General features: G+C 53.6%; 16 protein-coding genes. 4 read left to right on the top strand and 12 right to left on the bottom strand.

What is annotated here, in order from left to right; translation table 11 throughout:
• Positions 1 to 25: 25 nt before the first annotated feature.
• From ACTU44_RS18995 to ACTU44_RS18960, 8 genes are all read right to left on the bottom strand, one after another.
• Positions 26 to 1090: an aldo/keto reductase gene (locus tag ACTU44_RS18995; protein WP_114098923.1), complete on the bottom strand. Its 1065-nt coding sequence runs from the start codon at positions 1088 to 1090 to the stop codon at positions 26 to 28.
• Positions 1091 to 1391: 301 nt separating this feature from the next.
• Positions 1392 to 1877 (bottom strand): MarR family winged helix-turn-helix transcriptional regulator, encoded by a 486-nt coding sequence (locus tag ACTU44_RS18990; RefSeq protein WP_114098924.1) that lies wholly within the window; start codon positions 1875 to 1877, stop codon positions 1392 to 1394.
• A gap of 115 nt (positions 1878 to 1992) precedes the next feature.
• On the bottom strand, positions 1993 to 2586 hold the full coding sequence (locus ACTU44_RS18985) for a hypothetical protein (RefSeq protein ID WP_336082325.1): 594 nt from the start codon (positions 2584 to 2586) through the stop codon (positions 1993 to 1995).
• Positions 2587 to 2683: 97 nt separating this feature from the next.
• On the bottom strand, positions 2684 to 3583 hold the full coding sequence (locus tag ACTU44_RS18980) for an LpxL/LpxP family acyltransferase (RefSeq protein ID WP_462096111.1): 900 nt from the start codon (positions 3581 to 3583) through the stop codon (positions 2684 to 2686).
• The gene (gene lpxK / locus ACTU44_RS18975; RefSeq protein ID WP_462096110.1) at positions 3576 to 4547 is read right to left on the bottom strand and encodes a tetraacyldisaccharide 4'-kinase; all 972 of its coding nucleotides are present in this window, start codon (positions 4545 to 4547) and stop codon (positions 3576 to 3578) included. The genes ACTU44_RS18980 and lpxK overlap by 8 nt, the downstream gene beginning before the upstream one ends.
• Positions 4540 to 5832: a 3-deoxy-D-manno-octulosonic acid transferase gene (locus ACTU44_RS18970; protein ID WP_336082318.1), complete on the bottom strand. Its 1293-nt coding sequence runs from the start codon at positions 5830 to 5832 to the stop codon at positions 4540 to 4542. Before ACTU44_RS18970 ends, lpxK begins: the two co-directional genes overlap by 8 nt.
• Complete coding sequence (locus ACTU44_RS18965; RefSeq protein WP_336082316.1) at positions 5829 to 6596, bottom strand: lysophospholipid acyltransferase family protein; 768 nt, start codon at positions 6594 to 6596, stop codon at positions 5829 to 5831. The genes ACTU44_RS18970 and ACTU44_RS18965 overlap by 4 nt, the downstream gene beginning before the upstream one ends.
• 26 nt (positions 6597 to 6622) lie before the next feature.
• Positions 6623 to 8389, bottom strand: coding sequence for an ABC transporter ATP-binding protein (locus ACTU44_RS18960; RefSeq protein ID WP_462096109.1), 1767 nt, complete (start codon positions 8387 to 8389; stop codon positions 6623 to 6625).
• Between the two features lie 219 nt (positions 8390 to 8608).
• Between ACTU44_RS18960 and ACTU44_RS18955 the strand changes: the two genes are divergently transcribed.
• Positions 8609 to 9409 carry a BUD32 family EKC/KEOPS complex subunit gene (locus tag ACTU44_RS18955; RefSeq protein ID WP_462096108.1) on the top strand — a complete coding sequence of 267 codons (801 nt, stop codon included), beginning with the start codon at positions 8609 to 8611 and terminating at the stop codon, positions 9407 to 9409.
• A gap of 19 nt (positions 9410 to 9428) precedes the next feature.
• On the opposite strand, the gene ACTU44_RS18950 is transcribed toward ACTU44_RS18955, so the two are convergent.
• Complete coding sequence (locus tag ACTU44_RS18950; RefSeq protein WP_114098931.1) at positions 9429 to 10559, bottom strand: glycosyltransferase family 4 protein; 1131 nt, start codon at positions 10557 to 10559, stop codon at positions 9429 to 9431.
• Positions 10556 to 11473, bottom strand: a complete 918-nt coding sequence (locus ACTU44_RS18945; RefSeq protein ID WP_336082309.1) for a UDP-2,3-diacylglucosamine diphosphatase — start codon at positions 11471 to 11473, stop codon at positions 10556 to 10558. Before ACTU44_RS18945 ends, ACTU44_RS18950 begins: the two co-directional genes overlap by 4 nt.
• 219 nt (positions 11474 to 11692) lie before the next feature.
• Between ACTU44_RS18945 and ACTU44_RS18940 the strand changes: the two genes are divergently transcribed.
• Entirely contained in the window at positions 11693 to 12640 is a 948-nt protein-coding gene (locus ACTU44_RS18940; RefSeq protein WP_114098933.1) for a diacylglycerol/lipid kinase family protein, read from the top strand.
• 90 nt (positions 12641 to 12730) lie between these two features.
• Here ACTU44_RS18940 and ACTU44_RS18935 read toward each other — a convergent pair whose 3' ends face one another.
• Positions 12731 to 15757 (bottom strand): aminotransferase class III-fold pyridoxal phosphate-dependent enzyme, encoded by a 3027-nt coding sequence (locus ACTU44_RS18935; protein ID WP_462096107.1) that lies wholly within the window; start codon positions 15755 to 15757, stop codon positions 12731 to 12733.
• 143 nt (positions 15758 to 15900) lie between these two features.
• Here ACTU44_RS18935 and ACTU44_RS18930 point away from each other — a divergent pair, with 143 nt between their 5' ends.
• Together ACTU44_RS18930 and ACTU44_RS18925 are read left to right on the top strand one after the other, a co-directional pair.
• Positions 15901 to 16326: an Lrp/AsnC family transcriptional regulator gene (locus ACTU44_RS18930; RefSeq protein ID WP_181850320.1), complete on the top strand. Its 426-nt coding sequence runs from the start codon at positions 15901 to 15903 to the stop codon at positions 16324 to 16326.
• A 229-nt stretch (positions 16327 to 16555) separates the two neighbouring features.
• Positions 16556 to 18619, top strand: coding sequence for a HAMP domain-containing methyl-accepting chemotaxis protein (locus ACTU44_RS18925; RefSeq protein ID WP_462096106.1), 2064 nt, complete (start codon positions 16556 to 16558; stop codon positions 18617 to 18619).
• Between the two features lie 104 nt (positions 18620 to 18723).
• Here ACTU44_RS18925 and ACTU44_RS18920 read toward each other — a convergent pair whose 3' ends face one another.
• Positions 18724 to 20073: a TldD/PmbA family protein gene (locus ACTU44_RS18920; protein WP_462096105.1), complete on the bottom strand. Its 1350-nt coding sequence runs from the start codon at positions 20071 to 20073 to the stop codon at positions 18724 to 18726.
• Positions 20074 to 20087 lie beyond the last annotated feature (14 nt).

Below are 20087 nucleotides of genomic sequence, written 5' to 3'. Positions count from 1 at the left end.
CTTAAAGCATGAAGAAACAGCGCTGTCACGCGGTGGTGACAAAGCTCGCCCGGCGAATGATTTTGTCGCCACCGCGCGCCTGCGCACCAAGGGACTGGATTTGATCATGGGGTGTGCCGCGCTCAAAGGCGCTTACCGACGTCAGTCTGTCAATTTGATCCTGTGTCAGATGAACATCAAGCGCACCAAGTGTCGCGTCAAGTTGGGACAGGGTACGGGGCCCGAGGATCGGAACCATGCCGGTCGACAGATTGCGGGATTGATCAAGCAGCCATGCAATGGCGACATTTGCAGGTGTTGTATCGGCCTCTGTCGCGATGCTGATCACGGTATCAAGAATTGCAGTTTTGCGACCTGATTGTTCAGAGTGAACAAGAATACCCCCCAGCCCCTGCAGGCGACCTTGTTCGTTGTTGCGGTATTTTCCGGTCAACATGCCACCTGCCAATGGTGACCAGGTGGTGATGCCAAGTCCAAGGGCATCGGCCATCGGGATCAGGTCGCGCTCAGCACTGCGTTCGACCAGATTATATTCGGTTTGAATAGCAACAAGCGGCGACCAGCCGCGAAGTTCGCCAATCATGTCCGCGCGTGCGATGCGCCATGCCGGGAAATTTGAAAGGCCCGCATAATGGATTTTCCCGGCCTGTACGAGGTCTTCAAAGCCCCGCATGATTTCTTCCATCGGGGTCGTCTCGTCGGTGAAATGTGCCCAATAGAGGTCGATATGGTCTGTTTTTAGCCGTTTGAGGCTTGCTTCGACCGAGCGGACCATGTTTTTTCGGCTGTTGCCCGACTTGCTGATGCTACCATCATTTTCGGCACCCATTGTATATTTGCTTGAAAGCACAAAATGGTCGCGGTCATTGGCAATCAGTTGACCAACGAATTCTTCGGATTGGCCAACCTGATAGGTATCAGCGGTATCAATGAAAAATCCGCCTGCCTCTGCATAGCGGTCAAAAATCTTTCTTGCCTCTGCAAAGTCGCTTCCATATCCCCAGCCCGTGCCGAAATTGCCGGTGCCAAGGGCCAGTTGGGACACGCGCAGCCCGGATTTGCGACTTAAAACCTGATTTCCGATGGTCATTTCTGTGATCCTTCTCAAGCGATGCCGACTGGCATGCCAAGTTAAATTATGGTCGTAATTTAATATAAAATTATGATCGTAATATAAAAAGGCAAGCAGAAACTTTCCACGGATGTGATCGGGGATCAGTTATCGCAGGGGTAATGTTGAAAAAGGTGTTCGGGAATAAGGTATTGGCCTGACAAGGTTCGGCAAATCAAATGCACCTCAGTCAGGCAGGTTCACCAGGAATTTTCCGTGTTTCCGGTTTTTAACCAAAGGACTCGGTGGCCATGTCTTTGTAATATGGTTTCCGAACCTCTTAACGCGGGACGTCGTCGACGGCCCGAACATCGAGCAACGGTGCCGCGTCGATGTTTTCGGCATTCATCATGGAAGCTACACGCTGCATGGATGAGAGAAGCTGGGTCTTTTCCCAGTCGGGCAAGCCTTCGAACTGCTTGATGAATTCTTCATGAAGCATGGTGGGTGCGGTGGCCAGAACGGCACGTCCGGCCTCGGTCAGGAAGGTATTTACCACACGTTTATCCGTCGAACTGCGGCGGCGTTCGGCAAGGTCGCGCTGTTCAAGGCGGTTCAGAATTGTCGTGACAGTCGCCTGACTGAGCGACACATGGTTGGAAATCCGTTTGACCGTGACATTCTGCAATTCGTCAATGGCGCGCAGAACCATCACCTGCGGGATGGTCAGGCCGCACACTTTCATCACGCGCTTTGAATGCAAATCCGTCGCCCGGATAATCTGGCGCAAGGCGACAAGAATATCCTGCCAATAGGTTTCGGTCATGGCGTTCCCTTTTGCTTTTAGGGGCGTGTGAAAGTCAGTGTTATCGGGTAACGGGCTTTGTGTTTTTGTTCAAGACCATTTGTCCTGCGACAAAGTGCGCCTGCAAATTCCAAATCTATCTGAAACGCTGGATCACGGCGAAGATCAGCGAGAAAATCGCAATCAGGATGATGGCAACGGTTGCAATCAAAAGGGCCTGTTTCGTGCGCAATTCATTGGCTTGTTTAAGCTCGATATAGGCGATCACATTGTGTCGAAGCTGATCCATTTCCGGTGCAACATCAAGTCCGCTTAGATAAAGTCTGGCCCCGGCACGTGCCAAAAGATCATTGGTCTTGTTCATTTGCTGGGTGAAAAGAGCGTACCGTTCCTCGGTATCGGCAAGGTCACCTGTCAGATCGTCTTCGTTATCGCCAGCGCGCGCAATCGTGATTGTGGTTTTGATCAGGCTGTTTGCATCGGCCTCGACGCATTCGGAAAGGGTGGCACGCGGCTGGTCATCCGAGCATTCCACTGCGCGATTGCCATATTCCTCAAGTGCCTTGCGCAAATGTTCCTTAAGCTGTTTGTCGAGTTCGGAGACCTGCAAGCGGATGTCGCGCGCTGTACTGCGGATTTCAGAAACGTCCTGATCAAGCGCCATGCTTGGCCAAACGGCAAACATCGATCCGGCAATCAATAAACAAACAATGACCAGGAAACGGCTCAAAAAGGGGGACTCCAGCCTTCGATCAGAACATCAAGCCGCAAGTCTGAGGCAATGGTGTTCCTATTGGGTTAATGCACCGGCCGGAATTTCAAGCAGATCAGTTCGGCCAGCGGCGATGAACCCAAAGCCATTGTTCCGGGCGTTCGCGTATCCAGGATTCCAGAACCGCGTTTACATCGGTCATGATCTTGGCGACATCAGCGTGGCGGTCGCCGGTTCTGGTGACTGGTAGTGCCGGATAGAACGTCATGCGAAAATGCGCACCTTGTAGTCGTTCAACCCGCACCGGGATGATCGGTGCGCCATATTTCAGGGAAAATTGCGCAAGTGCGGGGGCAGTCATCGCATCACGGCCAAAAAACGGGACCGGGATACCGTCACTCATTTTCTGATCGACCAGCATGCAGGCATGACCGCCCTGTTTCATAAAGCGTGTCAGTTTCCGAGCACCATCGGGGCCTTTTTGCACCAATTGCCCGCGGAAAGTCTTGCGTGCACGCATGAACAGATCATCTACCCATGGATTATCCGGTGCGCGATAGACACTCATCATGTCCATCTCAAGCACGGCTGCGATGCACATGCTGACTTCCCAGTTGCCGATATGCCCGGTAAAGAACAGACCGGGTTTGCCGTCATCTTTAAGTGCAAGCCCATTTTCCGCACCGACGATTTCAATGCGGGAACCACCGGGCCGCATTTTATGCAGATGCGGTATTTCGGCCGCAGACCGGCCAAGATTTTCCCACATATCGGCGATGATTTTTTCGATCTCGTCAGCGGACTTTTCAGGAAAGGCCTTGATCAGATTGTTTCGTGCCTTTTTGGATTGTCCGACTTTGGTGCCAATGGTGCGCAGTAACCAGCCGCCGAAATTTGACGCCATATCAACCGGCATGATCGCAAACAGCCAATAAAGAAGATACGCCCCGAACCCCTGAAGCGGGTGGGAGATGTATTTTTGGCGCATCCGGTAGAGATTGCTGTTCTTATCCATCGGCAAGTACTGTCTTCACAATCTGGGCAAGCTGATCGGGTGTCTCGAACACCAGTCGAATGTCGAGACTGTTTATGCCGACACGGCTTTCCAAAGGCAAGCGCATCAGATCTTTTTGCGTCGTAACCAGTGTTGCGTCCAGACGTGCTGCATTCATGCGCAGGGTCTTTAGCTCCTCGGTTGTAAACACATGATGATCATCAAAGTCGTTTGTTGCAATGATCCCGGCACCAATTGATTTCAGGGTGTCATAGAATTTTTGAGGGCGTCCTATGCCGGCAAAGGCCAGGACTTTCTTGCCTGCAAACTCTGATCCGTTGATCGGCTCGATCCGGGCACGCAACACAGGGACGGATGCCGGAAGGTTGGTAATAAAGGCGGGCGTTTCGTCCCCGATCAGGATGATGGCGCGGACTTTCTCCAAACCGCTGAGCAGCGTTTCACGCATTGGACCAGCAGGCATGACACGGCCATTGCCAATCCCGTACCGGCTGTCGATGACGGCAAAACTGCAATCCTTGATCACGGACGGGTTCTGTAAGCCATCATCAAGAATGATGGCATCCGCACCGGCGTTACGGGCCGTTTCGGCGCCCAGAAAACGCTCACGCGATACCCATGCAGGGCCATGCTGTGCGAGCAAAAGGGGCTCGTCCCCAACCCCGGATGCCGTGTCGTGAACGGGATCAACGCGATGGGGCCCGGCGACCGATCCCCCGTATCCGCGACTGACAAAATGCGGGGTGCGACCCAGTGCTGTCAGAATGTCATACAGCGCAACAGCGGTCGGGGTTTTGCCCGCACCACCAACCGTGAAATTGCCCACGCAAAATACGGGGCACCCCGGATGACGTGGGGTGGTGGATTTGTTGCGGATACAGGCACCTGCCTGCCAAAGCAGGGACAACGGACTTAAGATTTTCGGGACAAGGCCGTCTTGCTGCCAGAATGCCGGATCACGCATGATCCACCTCGTCGATTGCTTTTTGCGCCATTAACGGGCGCAAGGCATCAACGGTGCGCTCAAGGACTTCGGCCTTGGAATTGGCATATTGAAGGGCCGCGGCTGCAACCTTTCGTGCTGCGGCGTGATCACGCAACAAGGCACCAACCTGACGGCATAGATCATCGGCATCCGTTGCAAGGCGGCACGCCCCGACGGCGCGCATTTCTTCACTGATTGTGGTGAAGTTGCTCATATCCGGGCCGTGCAGAATGGCACAGTCAAGCCGGGCCGGTTCAAGCGGGTTCTGGCCGCCACTTGCACAGAGGGTTTTGCCCATAAAGCAGACCGGTGCGATACGATAAAACAGGCCGAGCTCGCCAATGGTATCGGCAAGATAAATATCTGTTCCCGGTGTGATCGCATGGCCGCGGCTTCGCCGTGCAACTTGCAATCCCTGTGCGATCAGGTCTTCCTCGATATCCTCGGCGCGGTCGGGATGACGTGGCACAATGATGGTCAGAAGTCCGACCTGTTCATGGGCGAGCTTTTTGTGGATATCACCGGCAACGTGCTCTTCCCCGGCAAAGGTACTTGATGCCAGCCAGACCGGGCGTTGGCCGATCTGTTCTTGCAGATTGGCAAGTTCGGTTGCGTCCGCCGGAAGCGGCGGGGCCGCAAATTTCAGGTTGCCGACCGTTTTCACATTGCTTGCGCCCAGACTTTCAAAGCGTCGACTTTCTTCATCGCTTTGGGTCAGAACAAGGTCAAAGGCGGCAATGACCGGACGAATAAAGGACGGGAAGCGGGAATATCCCTTGAAGCTTTTTTCCGAGATACGGCCATTAAGCAGTGCAAGTTTTACCCCGGCCTTATGCGCCTTGGTCAGCATATTCGGCCAAAGGTCACTTTCAAGCCAAAGGGCAATGTCGGGTTTCCAGTGATGGAGAAAACGCGCGACACAGACCTGGCGATCAATCGGAACAAACTGGTGAATGACCCCCTTGGGCAGGCGGGCATGCATCAACTCAGCCGATGTTACGGTTCCCGTCGTGACCAGAACGGACAAACCGGGGTAACGACGTCGAATTTCGTCAATGACGGGAAGAGCCGAAAGGGATTCTCCGACACTTGCGCCGTGGATCCACACAAGATGCCCCTTGGGGCGCATGGCACTTGGATGACCGAACCGCTCACCGATGCGACCCGGATCTTCCTTGCCGCGTTTCTTGCGTCGGTTCAGATAGAAATGGAGTGCCGGTCCGAGCAGGCGGGTTGCTGCGCGATATGCATAAAACAGGCTCATTGCCCGGTTTCCCCTGCTGCCATCGCAGAACGTTTCTGTTTTGGCACTTCGTCTGGCCCGGCAGGCGGAATGGCGTTAAGGCCAAGGGCGACGTCCGTGCTTTGTGTTAGCGCAGTCAGGGCATTTTCAAGTTCCAGCCGCTTGGCTTCCAGTCCGGCATCGTCAAGTTTGCGATCGACAAAGATCGGCTCACCCCAATGAAAGACCCCCCGAGAGAACGGTAATGGCAGGATGAACCGGTCCCAGCTGCCAATCACCTTGCGATTGGAGGCGGAATAGGTCAGCGGGAAAATAGGCACATTTGCCATGCGAGCGGCCTGAATGATCCCGTCGGATGCGCGCATACGCGGGCCTCGCGGGCCATCGGGCGTCATGCCAACGACTTCGCCCGCTTTCAATACTTTCAGGATCTGGCGAAGGGCAGCGGCACCGCCTTTGCCCTTGCCGGTCGATCCGGCAATTGTCTTGATGTCAAATTGCGCAATGGTTCGCGAGATGATTTCACCATCACGATGAGACGAAATCAGCATGTTGAACGGGCGATCACCTGCGACCGAACGCCAGGTATAGGGCATCATCAAAAGACGCTGATGCCAGAACGCCACAATGAAGGGTTTGCCCTCTGTCAGATAATGCGCGGGATGATCGCCGCCTTTGGTTTCCCAGCGTCCGGTTCGACGAATGAAACGGACATAGGTTGCCGCAAGCCAGCACAAAGTGCTGCGCATCGTGTCGCTTTTGATGATCCGCTTATGCCACTGCACGCCTGATTATCCTGAAATTACCCGGATCAGTTTCCGTTTTCCTCAGAGAATTGCAAGTTATAGAGGTTCGCATAAGCGCCTCCCAGTGCAAGCAATTCTTCATGTTTACCTTGCTCGATGACGCGACCATTATTGATCACACAGATTTTGTCGGCATCAACGATGGTCGACAAACGGTGCGCAATCACAAGTGTCGTACGGCCTTTCATCAATTCGGCAAGCGCACCCTGAATGTGACGCTCTGATTCTGTATCAAGGGCCGAGGTGGCCTCGTCCAGCAACAGGATCGGTGCGTTTTTCAGCATGGCGCGCGCAATGGCGATACGCTGACGCTGGCCACCCGAAAGCTTCACACCATGCTCGCCGACAATGGTGTCATAGCCATTTTCAAGTTGCAGGATGAAATCATGGGCGGCGGCGTGACGGGCTGCTTCTTCAATCTCGGCATCGCTTGCACCCGCACGACCATAGGCGATGTTGGCGCGCACTGTATCATCAAACAGGGTGATTTCCTGACTGACCAATGCCGTTGCCTTGCGAAGGCTTTCAAGCGTGATGCCGCGAATGTCCTGACCATCAATGCTGATCGCACCGTTATCGATGTCATAAAAGCGCGGGATCAGGTTCAGAATGGTCGATTTGCCGGCCCCGGACGGCCCGACAAGGGCAACGGTTTCACCAGCCTTGATATCAAGATCAATATCGCGAAGCGCGGTGATTTCCGGGTTATAGGAAAACGCGACATTTCTGAAATTGATATTGCCGCCTGAAACTTTCAGTTCCCTGGCATCCGGAGCGTCCTTGATCCCGGGTTCGATATCAAGAACTGTGAAAACGCGCTGCGATGCTGCAAGACCCTGTTGCAAGGTGATGTTGATGTTTGCCAGACGCTTTACCGGCTCATAGGCCAGCAAGAGTGCTGTGATAAAGGCAAAGAAGCTGCCCGGATCGCTCGATCCGTCAATTACGCGGCTGCCGCCATAAATGATGATCGCAGTGATCGCAGCACCACCGAGTGTTTCCATGATGGGCGACGAACGTGCACTGACAGTTTGCGCCTTGAAGCTGAGATTGAAGACAATTTCAACAAGTCTGCCCATACGCGAACATTCATAAGGCTCCATGCCATAGGCTTTGACGTGGCGAATGCCCTGGAAAGTCTGTTCAAGCAGTGTCGCGAATTCGCCGATCTGCTGTTGGGTATTGGCCGACACTTTACGCATCCGGCGTCCCAGACGCGCAATTGGATAAATTGCTGCGGGAAAGACCGTGAACGCAATAATGGCAAGCAGCCAGTCTTTGTAGAACATCACGCTGATCAGAACGATTGCCGTCAGCAAGTCCTTGCCAAAGCCGGTCAGCGAGTTCGAGACAGCCGCGCGCATTGCCGTGATGTCATTGGTAAAGCGGGTTATCAGCTTGCCGGTATTGGTGCTGTGGAAAAAGCCGATATCAAGACGAATGACATGCTCGTAAAGACGGTTCTGGATATCTGCCAGAATACGCCCGCCGACATAGCTCATCAAAACGGTCTGGCCGTAATTTGCAAAGCCTTTAAGAGCAAACGACCCCAGCACTGCTGCGCCAACAGGGACCAGCATTGCCTCTTTTTTATTGATGAAGACATCATTGATGATCGGATCCATCAACAGGGCATAAAGTCCCGTTGCGCCTGCCATCAGAGCCATACACAGAAGGGCAAGGAAAATCTTGCCGAAATAGGGGGCAACGGCATCCTTGACGATGCGCTTGACCAGAGGCCAGGTTCCCCAATGTTCTGTAGTATGGTCCATGGAGTTTTCGGGCAATTGCTTCTTCCTGGTCGCTTCCGCCATTTCCACATTGTATCGGATTGATACTAACGATATGGATAGGGCTTCAAAATAACATTAAATACACGCGCTGTTGCTAACATGCCGGGAGTTGGGCGGCAAGCCGCAGGACGCGCGCGACGGGCACAAAATTACTCTGCTGTTTAGCAGGGTACGAAGAGCGACATATAAGACAAAATAATGAACGAGCAACTACACGCACTTGTAGAGCACACAATTGCTCAAGGTGTTGGCGCACGGGTTTTTCCGCTGAGCTGGAATGGCAGGCGTATCTGGGTCAAGCAAGCGGTGCCGGCAAAGCAGAAAGTCTGGCATCGGTTGCAGCGCTTTTGGGCCAATATCACCGGCATTCCCCTGTTGCGCCCAACGGTGTCGCCGGGCGGAAAAGCCGGTCTCGATAGCGAGGCCGCGACGCTTCGCAACCTTGCTGCCAGGGGCATTTTGGTGCCGGACCTGATTGACGAAGGTACCAGCTGGATTGCGATTGGCGATAATGGCGGGATACTGAAATCCTTCATCGAAGATGAAGTGCGCGCCGGACATGATGATAAGGTCAAATCATACATAGCGGCCGCCGCCAAAGCCTTGGCCCGATTGCATATGGCAGGGGTCTCGCATGGGGCGCCGTTGCTTCGAAACATGACGATCCGCGAAGATGGCGAGATCGGCTTTATTGATTTTGAAGAAGATCCCAATGCCCGAATGCCGGTCGCAGATGCACAGGCGCGTGACGTTTTGCTGTTTGTTTTTTCCATTCAGCGCGAATTCAAAAAACGTCCGGAACTGTTGCGTGCGGGATGGAGTGCATATGTCACAGCGGCGGGCAAGGATGCTGCGCAGCTTGTGCCACTGCGCAAGGTAATCCGTCTTTTGCGTCCGGTTTACCTGATCCTGCGTCCGTTCCGCAGATGGCTTGGCACCGATGCGCTTAACGGGCTTCTGGCCTATCGCACATTGCGCAAAAGTCTTTATCGCAATTAATCGTCCCGACTGGCCCCGCTTATTGCGCGGGTTGCCCAATCGGGACGGTACCGGTTTCATGGCTGTCCGGTTCGGACGGGGTGTCCATGCTGCCTGTTCGTGCCGCATCATCAAGGGAAATGCGGATGGCCTCGATCCCGTCAAACCCGCCGGAAAAGGGTGCAAGATTGTGCAGGAACTGATTGGCGGAATTTTGCCAGCTATATTGTTCGGCCAGCGCACGGGCATCTTCTGATTTAAGGTCAAGGGCGGCGAGTGCCGCCTCGCGAAGATCGGCATCAATCGCGCCTGCCTTGGTGCCGCGCACGATATCGGCGGGCCCCTGAACCGGGAAGACGGCAACAGGGGTTCCCGATGCAAGTGCTTCAAGGATCACAAGGCCAAACGTGTCGGTCTTGCTTGGAAACACAAACACATCCGCAGAGGCAAAAGCCTTGGCCAGATCTTCGCCAACCTTTTTGCCAAGGAACTGAGCATTGGGATACTTGCCCTTAAGCTCATTGAGCTGCGGGCCATCGCCGACCACGAACTTGGTGCCGGGCAAGTCAAGATCAAGAAAATGACCAATATTCTTTTCAACCGCGACCCGGCCAACGAACAGCCAATGCGGTTTGGGAAAATCGCCAAAGCTTGCATCCGGGCGTGGCCGAAACAGATCAAGATCAACCCCGCGCGACCAGATATGCAGATTATCAAAACCCCAGTCGGAAAGTTCCTGGCGCAGGCTTTCGGTTGCCACCATCACTGAACGGGACTTCGAATGGAACTTTCGCATGCCGCGATAGGTGATCGAAAGCGGTAACCGCCAGCGCGCATGAATATATTCGGGAAAACGCGTGTGATAGGCGGTTGAGAACGGCAGGCCGTGTTTGAGGCAATAGGACCGTGCCGCCTGCCCAAGCGGTCCTTCGGTAGAGATGTGAATTGCAACCGGGTGCAGGGCCTCGATCATTTTTGCCATCTTGCGTTTGGCAAACAGGGCAAGGCGGATTTCCGGGTAGGTCGGGCATGGAATGGTTTTGAACTGATCGGGCGAGATGACGTGAACGTCATGCCCCATCTCGCCCAACTCGCCGCGTACGGTTTCAAGGGTACGGACAACACCGTTTACCTGTGGGTACCAGGCATCGGTTACGATCAGTATTTTCATGCAGTCTTTCCAATTGGTGCATCATTGCGTTTTTTTGATGCACCTGATGTGGAGCTGCCCGTGCTATGGGCGATGCGGAACATGGAAATCAGTTTGCCAAGACCCAGTGACGGGGCGCTTGATGCATCGCGGCCCGGATTGGAATGGCTCATCGCCATCTGGCGCATTTCTGCCCAGTGAAGCAGTTCAAGTTTGCCGTTCATGTCTTCGACAAGGGCCGTGCAGCTTTCGACCCAGTCACCGTCGTTGCAATACAGAACATCCCCGATCATGCGTTTTTCAGCATGATGGATATGCCCGCATACCACGCCGTCGACCTTGCGTTTGGCAGCTTCGTGGGCAACAGCATTTTCAAAATTGCAGATGAACTGAACCGCGTTCTTGACCCGGTTCTTCAGATAGGCCGACAGTGACCAGTACCCATATCCGAGACGGCGGCGGATGCCGTTGTAATAGCGGTTCAGAACAATGGCGAGGTTGTAGGCCGTGTCCCCAAGATAGGCGAGCCATCTTGCATATTTGACAACACCGTCAAATTCGTCGCCATGAATGACCAGCAAACGTTTGCCGTCGGCCGTTTCATGGATATCGTTCATTTTGACATCGACATGCCCGAAGGTCATATCAACAAATTCGCGGGCAAATTCATCATGGTTTCCGGGGACAAAGATGACTTTGGCGCCATTTTTTGCCTTATCCATGATTGTCGTGATAACAGCGTGATGACTTTCCGGCCAATACCAGCTTTTCTTAAGCCGCCAGCCATCAATAATGTCACCGACCAGATAGTAGGTGTCTGCTGTTACTTCATTGAGGAAATCCAAAAGAAGATCTGCCTGACATCCACGTGTCCCCAGATGGACGTCTGAAATCCAGACCGTGCGGTAATGCGGTTGCAGCGTCATCGCTGTCATTGCCGCCCCTCCGTATCCTGCCAAAAGGATGGCTGGAACCCGGCATTTGAAGGTGCCGAATACTGTCCTCAACCAGTATCGGTTTAGAATAAAAAACGTGACAACATAACCCGTTCACAGAAATTTCGTCGTTCTGTAAAGCAACTGTTACATATTTTCTTTCATATGGTGTTTCGTATGTATGATTTATTTCGGTTTTATTTCGGAAGTATGTTCTGAATGGCTCATGCCGATGTAACTGTGATCTTTAATCCGCGTGCGGGCGGCAATAAACAGCGATTCCTGTCGAATATTTTGCAGCACGCGGGGATCAAGGTTGAATTGTTACAGACCACCCATCCGGGCCATGCACGCGAGCTGGCCCGCAAGGTGCGCGCCCATCAGCGGCTGTTTGTTGCGGGTGGCGACGGATCACTGAACGAAGCACTTAACGGCTTGCTTGACGCCCAGATCGAGGGACATGAAGTCCCGCCACTTGGGGTGATCCCGCTGGGGACCGCAAATGTTCTGGCCGTCGAGGTTGGTCTGGAGCGCAAGGCAAAGGCGATTGCCGACTATATCAACAATCCCGGTCAGGTCTGGATACGTCCGGGGCTGGTCAATGGACGGGCGTTCTTCCTGATGGTTGGCATGGGGGCAGACGCCGATACGGTTGCCAATGTATCGCTTAAGCTCAAACGCCTGATCGGCAAGGGGGCCTATGTCCTTGAAGGTCTGCGCAACATCATCTTTCCACATCACCGGGATTTTGAAGTCAATATCGGGCGGGAAAACTATCGCGTGGCCGGCGTGGTTGTTACCCATGCCCAACATTATGGTGGCGAGTTCATTATTTCCCCATCCGCCAAGCTGACCGATAACGGTTTTGACGTGGTGCTGATGCCTGGCAACGGTATTGGTGCGCTGTCGCGATACGGGCTGGCACTTACACTTAACCGGTTACACGAACAAAGTGATGTTTCGGTTGTGCGTACAGAACGGGTCACCATCACCAGTCATTGTGGGCCAGCGCCAATGCAAATTGATGGTGAAAGTGCCGGAAAGCTTCCTTGTGAAATCAGTTTGTCGCCTTATCCGGTGCGTCTGATGGTGCCGCAAGCCTATGCACGCGCTGCTGGTGGTATGGTCGATTCAGGCAATCAGCCCCTTCAACTGACCAAGGCTTAAGCCAACAAAGCGGGGACACAGAATTGACGCATCCCGGCCATTGATCGCCGGGATGCTTTTTTATTTGTTGTTCAGATCACCTTGCCGTTGTCAGGGGGTGACCAGGGCCAGACATTCCTCGAAATTGCCGAGGAACGTGTTGGCGTCATCAAGGTCAAAGGTGATTGGTGGCTTTATCTTGATGACATTGTCCATCGGGCCGTCGGTCGAAATCAGGATGTTGCGATCCTTCATCATATTGGCAATCTGCCCGGCCTTTTCGGTTGCCGGTTCCTTTGTTTCAAGGTTGTGTACCAGTTCGATCCCGATGAACAGACCGGCACCGCGAACTTCGCCGATCAACGGATTTCTTGCCGCAATTTCGCGCAATCTTGCCATCATATGATCGCCGACAATGCGTGCATTCGCCTGAAGACGTTCATCACGGATAACATGCAAAACTTCACGCCCGATGGCACATGACACCGGATTGCCGCCAAAGGTGTTGAAATATTCCATGCCGTTGTAAAACGCATTTGCGACCTCGCGGGTGGTAATCACCGCACCAAGCGGATGGCCATTGCCAATCGGTTTGCCCAGCGTGACGATATCGGGCACCACGTCTTGCAGTTCAAAGCCCCACATGTGGCTTCCGACGCGACCAAAACCGACCTGGACTTCATCGGCAATGCACAGACCGCCGGATGCACGAACGGCCGCGTAGATGTGTTTGAGATAACCGTCAGGCAAGAAGATCTGCCCGCCACATCCAAGAACAGATTCCGCGATGAAAGCAGCAGGCGGGCGGCCTTCGGCCTCAAACGCGCGAAGCTGATCAATCGCCAGATCGGCGTATTTCCTGCCGCATTCGGGATCATCGGAACGGATCGGTCCGCGGAACCCGTCGGGCATCGGACAGATTTTGACATGATCCGGGCATCCCTTGCCGCCCTTGCGATTGAACTTATAGGGGCTGAGATCAATGAGCGACGTCAGGTTACCGTGATAGGCATGATCAACAATCAGCATTTCGCGGCGACCGCTATAGGCCTGTGCAAGACGGAGGGCCAGATCATTGGCTTCACTGCCCGAATTGACAAAGAAACAGACCGAAAGCGGATCGGGGAAGGTTGCGACCAGTTCGTTTGCATAATTGACGATATTGTCATGCAGATAACGGGTGTTGGTATTGAGTTCGGCAGCCTGTCTGGCAGCAGCAGCGACCACACGCGGATGCGAATGGCCGATATGGCAGACGTTATTGACCATATCGAGGTATTTTTCCCCGGTATCGGTATAAAGATACTGGCCTGCACCACGGACCATCTTGAGTGGTTTTTTGTATGAAATACTAAGGTTCGGGCCAAGATGACGACTGCGTTCGGCGGTGATTTTTGCCGGTGCCCGTTCCACGATATCCTGGCAATCAATCGCCATGCCGAGCATCAGGTTCGGGTTGGGGCAGATGCTGCTCCAGACATTGGCCTCACTCGCGGCGGCGACCCCGCAGATATCTGCCCCCATACCGACCAGATCGACCATGATCTGGAAATGCAAATGTGGTGCCCAGTTTCCATTTTCCGGATAGGGCCCGACATAACCGACCAGTTCGCCTTTGCGCACGGTTTTGCCAACCGGACTGACGGGCAGTGACGTCCGGCTGAGATGGCCGTATTTGGTATAGAAAGTCAGCCCGCACGATGTCTTGTGTTCAAGAATGATGATCGGGCCATAGTCAAAATCGCGCGCGTTGTCGTTTGAAACGACAACCACACCGTCAAGCGGCGCAAAAAGCGGTGTCTGATCGGGAACAAACAGGTCAATGCCAAGATGCAGGCTGCGCCACTCGCCCCTGGTTGCGGTCTCGAAGAATGGCCCCTGATAGACTTTGCGGTTTTCAAGGTACTTGCCAACGCCCACCTCGGCATTGGCGGCATCCATCGCGGCAAAGATGGCATCGGTAACAATGTTGGCAGGGCGGAGTTTGCCGTCCGGATCGAGGGACAGTCCGTTCAGATCAACTATATGCAGGTTCGACGCATCCATGGATTGCGGGATAACCGGACCGATCTGATCGGCATTGACCGTCAACCAGTTCACCACCTTGCGTGATCCGGGGCAGGGTTCCCAGCCACAGGCATCGCGGAAGCGGTAATGGGCGATGGCCGGATTGAGTTTTGCCATCCTGGCCAGAAGGTCGTTCACACCGGCCTGACTGATCAGAAGATAGTCGTTGTCGGGTTCCTTGGCATATTGCTGGGCCGCCATGCAGGCACTTTGGGCCAAACGGCAGGCAATCAGATCATAAAGAATGGCGACTTCATCCTCGCCAAGCGGGTTTACCCGGTGATAGGCAGTGATAATGTCAACAGCACAGGCGAGCGGATCTGGCTGATCCATCATCGCATAGGCAAGTGCGACCGCCAGATTGCAAATGCGATGGGTTTCGATGAAGTCCCCGAAATCAATCAGGCCATTGATGGTCAGGTTTCCATCGACCAGCAGATTATAGTCATTGGCATCATTGTGAATGACCTGACGCGGTGTTTTGGCAAGTTTTTCGGCGATGCCGTGATCGAAGCGGTCGAGAATGTCTGTCACACATGCACGCACATCGTCATCGCCAATCAGATCAGAAAATTCGCGATGTTTTGATGTCTGGGCGATATCCCAAAGGAAATCGCGATGGGCTGCCGGATGATCGAATTCTTTCATGCAGGCATCCAGACGGCCAAGCAGGGTTCCGATCTGGGCAAAATCAAGGTCGTGGGATTCCCGTGCCTTGGCCCAGACAGTGCCGTCAATCCAGTTTAATGTCCTTATGAGACGCTGGTTGCCATCGTCATCGGTGATTGCGGTGGTGGTGCTACCTGCTTTGGATAGAAGTAATTGCGGCACCGGAAATCCGCCGATCCGGGCGATGTGATCAAGAACCTGATCCTGAGCCGCAAGCCAGTCCTGATCCGTGTTGGGGGCATAAATCTTGAAGATGAACTGTGTGCCGTCTTCGCAGGTCATATGAAAATTCAAATCCCGCTCGCCGGGCAGGCGAATGGCCGTGGCGGCAAGGTTGAAATGCTGAGCGAACAGGACACAGGCTTCTTGTACGGAATAGATGTGAAAATCAGGACGTGACATGATCTGGCATTCTCGCATTGTGGCGTTGGTTGTTGATGCCAGTCTAGTTTTGTCATTTGGCCAATACTTTCGCCATTATGGCCAAAATATTGTTTTAATGGCTAACTATGTTAAGTTTGGTTCCGTTCAACGCCGGGGGCCAAATGCGTCATCTTGATGATACCGACCAGAAGATATTGCAGGTTCTGCGGGCCAATGGCCGCGAAAGTCTTAAGGGGATTGCTGCCAAGACCGGTCTGGCGCGGTCCACAATCCGGTATCGGCTTGAAAAGCTTGAGTCGGAACGGGTGATTTCCGGCTATGAAGTCAAAATCAATCCCGGTTCGGAAGCCGGGTTGTCGGCATTTCTGTTTGTGCGTTTAAAACATACGCCGGCACATGAAGTTATACGCCATTTGTCCGGGTATTCCGAAGTTCGCGGGTGTTTCTCGCTGGCGGGGGATCCGGACCTGATTGTGGATGTCAGGGTCGATAATAGCGAACGGCTCAACGCGCTTCGTGATGCGCTGGCGTTGTTGCCAGCCTGTGCAGAGGTCAAGACATCAATTGTCCTTAAACAGGAAATCTGAACGGGCCAAGCCGACAGAGTTCATTCCAGGTATCTGTAAGGACAGGGAGTCGTAGCGCTTCAACAGGTTTATTCTACCTTTCCTTGTAATTTCCTCACTGCCACCAAACCTTTACTGTAATTGGTAATATTATAATTCCAATATGTGCGTAATGAACTCCCTATATGGGGATGAACGCAACGTTCAAGTGCAGATACCCTGATGTGCAAAGCGATCATGGTGTCCTGCCATGAACTCGGAGGGTATGATGGTGTCGCGAGTTTCTTCCGCATCGAATGGATCGTTTTTTGCGAATTTGGGTGTCAAAACCAAGATTCTTTCCGGCTTTTCAGCCGTCCTGATCATTCTGGTCTCGGCATTGGCCTTTGCCTATTACAGCTTTACCCGGGTTGCACATGATGTTGATGAATACGCCCTGCGCGTAGAAGAGGCAGGTCTTGTCGCCCAGATTGAAACCAGATTCCTGCGTTTTAAAAGTCATGCCCAGGAATTTGCCAATACAGCCAGGGCACAGGATGCAGAACAGGTTTTCCTGATCGCAGACGAAATTCGTCCGATCCTTGATCAGGCGTTGCAACGCTTTGATTCCGAAGAACATCGTGCGCGCATTTCCAACATCTCAACCGCGCTTGATCGCTATATGCATGACTTTGAAAAGGTCCGTGATCTCAGCGATGAATATCATGAGATGATTGTCGAACGTCTTGAGCCCGACGGGATCAAGGTCGTTTCGGATATTAATGCCCTGATTGCGCGGGCCGAAAACAACCAGAATATCGATACCCTGAAAAAAGCGGTGGCGGCGCGCGAGCATGCCCTGCTGGCGCGGCTTTATGCGAATATTCTGATTGGTCGACAGGATGACAGTTTTGGCGAAAAAGCAGCCAGTGAATTCGGATTACTCAAGACCGGCCTGCTGGAACTTGATCAGACCGTCCCGGATGCTGAAGACAAAAAGACCCTGTCCGAAGTCATGACACTGTTTGATGATTACCGCGAAGCCTTTGACAAGATCCGTTCCAACGAACTGATCATTATGGACACCGTTAACGGTGACATGGAGCAGGCATCCAATATTCTTCTGTCCGAAACAGCCGACCTGATGACGGAATTTACAACAAGCGAGCATACGATTTTTGAACGGGTCATTCATGAAATCGAACTGGCTGAAATTGAAATTCTGATCGCGTCTCTGGTGGGGATGGGGCTGGGAATTGCGATTGCGATGTTGATCGGGGATCGTCTTTCGAAACCGATTGTTGCGATCACGGCGCTCATGCGCAAACTGGCGGATCACGATCTGAGTGTGAATATCCCGTGGCAGGGACGTCGCGATGAAATCGGGCAAATGGCCGGTGCCGTACAGGTGTTCAAGGAAAACGCCATCCGTAATGACGAACTTGAAGCCAAGGCCATCGAAGACGAAAAGCGCGCCAAGGAAGCCCAGCGTCTTTTCATGAACCAGACGGCTGATACCTTTAATGCTGATGTCGGGCAGATCATTGAAACGGTTGCCGCAGCTGCTGTTGAGTTGCAGGCGACCGCAGACAGCATGTCGCGTCTGGCAAGTTCGGCCTCGGAACAGACCGTGGCCGTTGCGTCGGCAACCGAACAGGCAAGCGGTAATGTGCATTCGGTGGCGTCGGCGACCGAGGAGCTCAACACTTCGATCGAAGAGATCAACCGTCAGGTTGTTCATTCATCCGAAGTCGCCCGCAATGCGGTTGGCGAGGTCACGAAAACCAAGGCTGATCTCAAAGAACTGGTCGATGCGTCCGAGAATATTTCAAATGTGTTGAAACTGATTTCCGACATTGCGGATCAGACCAACATGCTTGCGCTTAATGCGACCATCGAGGCCGCGCGTGCGGGTGATGCCGGTCGCGGATTTGCCGTTGTCGCCAACGAGGTCAAAAACCTTTCGGACCAGACCGCAAAGGCGACCGAGGAAATCACCCGTTATGTCGCAAACCTTCAGACGCGCACCGGAAGTGCGGTCAGTCAGGTCGATGCGGTTGGCAAAACAGTCACGGACATGGAAGCCATTATCGCAACCATCTCCTCTGCTATTGAGGAACAGACTGCCGCGACGCGCGAAATCGCCTTTAACGTTGAACAGGCGGCAACGGGCACGACCGTTGTGAGTTCCAACATCGCAACCGTAAGCTCGGCCGTGAACGAGGCCGGAACGGCATCCGGTGATGTGTTGCGTGCGGTCGGCATGCTTTCGGAAAACTTCACGACGCTTAAGGGCGCAACGGATCATTTCGTCAGCACCATCAGGACTGCGTGATATCGGTTGCCCGCCGGGTATGTAAAATCGGCCATATGAAATGAAAGACGCCCGGTTTGATTTGAACCGGGCGTCTTTTAATTCGTCTGATGAGGCTATTGCGGTTACTGGCCGGCCAGCGTCAAGCCATCAATACGCAATGTCGGCGCGTTGGTACCATATTTGAAGGTCAGGTCATTGGCCGGAACGGCGGTCCTGAACATATCCTTGAGGTTCCCGGCGACAGTGATTTCCGATACCGGATAGGCAAGTTCGCCATTCTCGATCCAGAAGCCCGATGCGCCACGCGAATAATCGCCGGTGACACCGTTGATGCTGCTTCCGATCATGTCGGTGATATAGAGGCCCGACTTGATGTCCTTGATCATGTCCTCGGGCGAAATGGTGCCAGCTTCCATGTAAAGGTTCGTGGTCGAGGGACTGGGCAGGCTTCCCGCACCACGCGATGCATGACCGGTCGATTTCAGGCCCAACTGACGGGCCGAACGCAGATCCATGATCCAGGTTTTCAGAACGCCATTTTCAATCAGATACCGTTTCTGGTTGGCGACACCTTCGGCGTCAAACGGCTTTGACCGCAAGCCGCGCACCCGGTGCGGGTCATCAACGATGTTGATATGCGGGGCAAAGATTTCCTTGTCCATGGCGTCAAGCAGGAAGCTGGTACCGCGCGCAATGCCCGAACCGTTGATTGCACCGGACAGGTGCCCGACGATGGAGGACGAAACACGCGGGTCATAAATGACCGGGACCTGTGTGCTTTTGACTTTGCGCGGGTTCAGTCGACGCAAGGTTTTTTGAGCAGCTTTAAGGCCGATATCGGCCGGATCGCGCAAGTCGGTCGAAAAGACCGCGCTGTCATAATCATAATCGCGTTCCATCGCCGTGCCGGTTCCTGCCAGAACCGAAACCGAAATATGGCTTCCTGACCCGGCATAGGAATTGGCAAAGCCATTGGTCGCAGCAAGGGTGATCTGATGACGTCCCCAACCAGCGTCGGCACCTTCGGAATTGGTGATGCCTTCGACCGAACGTGCGGCTTCTTCACAGGCGGTAGCCCATTCGATCAGTTTTGCCTGATCGACTTCGCCCGGTTCACACAGTTCAAGGGCTTCTACATTAAAGGTCTCGGCAAGTTCGGACGGATCGGCAATCCCGCAATAGGGATCTTCGGGCGCGTTTTTCGCCATTGCTACAGCACGTTCGACAAGTTCGGCAAGTGCCGCATCACTTGTATCGGATGACGAGACAACAGCCTGTTGCTTGCCGATCAGAACGCGCAGGCCAAGATCGGCCCCTTCGGAGCGTTCAAGCTTTTCCATTTTGCCAAGACGCTGGGCAACTGAAAGCGACGTTCCTTCGACATAGACGGCATCTGCGTCATCGGCACCGGCTTTCTTGGCGCTTTTGAGCAGATCATTGATGCGATCAAGTGTCATGTCGGTCTTGGGCATGGAAGCTCCCTTAT

Source organism: Thalassospira sp. SM2505 (genome assembly GCF_054901115.1).
The sequence above is the reverse complement of the archived record's forward strand: the minus strand, read 5'-3'. Positions and strand labels throughout refer to the sequence as shown.

What these genes read in the sequence shown, in the direction of transcription:
- ACTU44_RS18990 (WP_114098924.1), bottom strand. Translation starts at nt 1,877, where the DNA reads ATGACCGAAACCTATTGGCAGGATATTCTTGTCGCCTTGCGCCAGATT.
- ACTU44_RS18950 (WP_114098931.1), bottom strand. Translation starts at nt 10,559, where the DNA reads ATGAAAATACTGATCGTAACCGATGCCTGGTACCCACAGGTAAACGGT.
- ACTU44_RS18980 (WP_462096111.1), bottom strand. Translation starts at nt 3,583, where the DNA reads ATGGATAAGAACAGCAATCTCTACCGGATGCGCCAAAAATACATCTCC.
- ACTU44_RS18940 (WP_114098933.1), top strand. Translation starts at nt 11,693, where the DNA reads ATGGCTCATGCCGATGTAACTGTGATCTTTAATCCGCGTGCGGGCGGC.
- lpxK (WP_462096110.1), bottom strand. Translation starts at nt 4,547, where the DNA reads ATGCGTGATCCGGCATTCTGGCAGCAAGACGGCCTTGTCCCGAAAATC.
- ACTU44_RS18935 (WP_462096107.1), bottom strand. Translation starts at nt 15,757, where the DNA reads ATGTCACGTCCTGATTTTCACATCTATTCCGTACAAGAAGCCTGTGTC.
- ACTU44_RS18920 (WP_462096105.1), bottom strand. Translation starts at nt 20,073, where the DNA reads ATGCCCAAGACCGACATGACACTTGATCGCATCAATGATCTGCTCAAA.
- ACTU44_RS18930 (WP_181850320.1), top strand. Translation starts at nt 15,901, where the DNA reads ATGCGTCATCTTGATGATACCGACCAGAAGATATTGCAGGTTCTGCGG.
- ACTU44_RS18925 (WP_462096106.1), top strand. Translation starts at nt 16,556, where the DNA reads ATGAACTCGGAGGGTATGATGGTGTCGCGAGTTTCTTCCGCATCGAAT.
- ACTU44_RS18960 (WP_462096109.1), bottom strand. Translation starts at nt 8,389, where the DNA reads ATGGACCATACTACAGAACATTGGGGAACCTGGCCTCTGGTCAAGCGC.
- ACTU44_RS18955 (WP_462096108.1), top strand. Translation starts at nt 8,609, where the DNA reads ATGAACGAGCAACTACACGCACTTGTAGAGCACACAATTGCTCAAGGT.
- ACTU44_RS18970 (WP_336082318.1), bottom strand. Translation starts at nt 5,832, where the DNA reads ATGAGCCTGTTTTATGCATATCGCGCAGCAACCCGCCTGCTCGGACCG.
- ACTU44_RS18995 (WP_114098923.1), bottom strand. Translation starts at nt 1,090, where the DNA reads ATGACCATCGGAAATCAGGTTTTAAGTCGCAAATCCGGGCTGCGCGTG.
- ACTU44_RS18945 (WP_336082309.1), bottom strand. Translation starts at nt 11,473, where the DNA reads ATGACAGCGATGACGCTGCAACCGCATTACCGCACGGTCTGGATTTCA.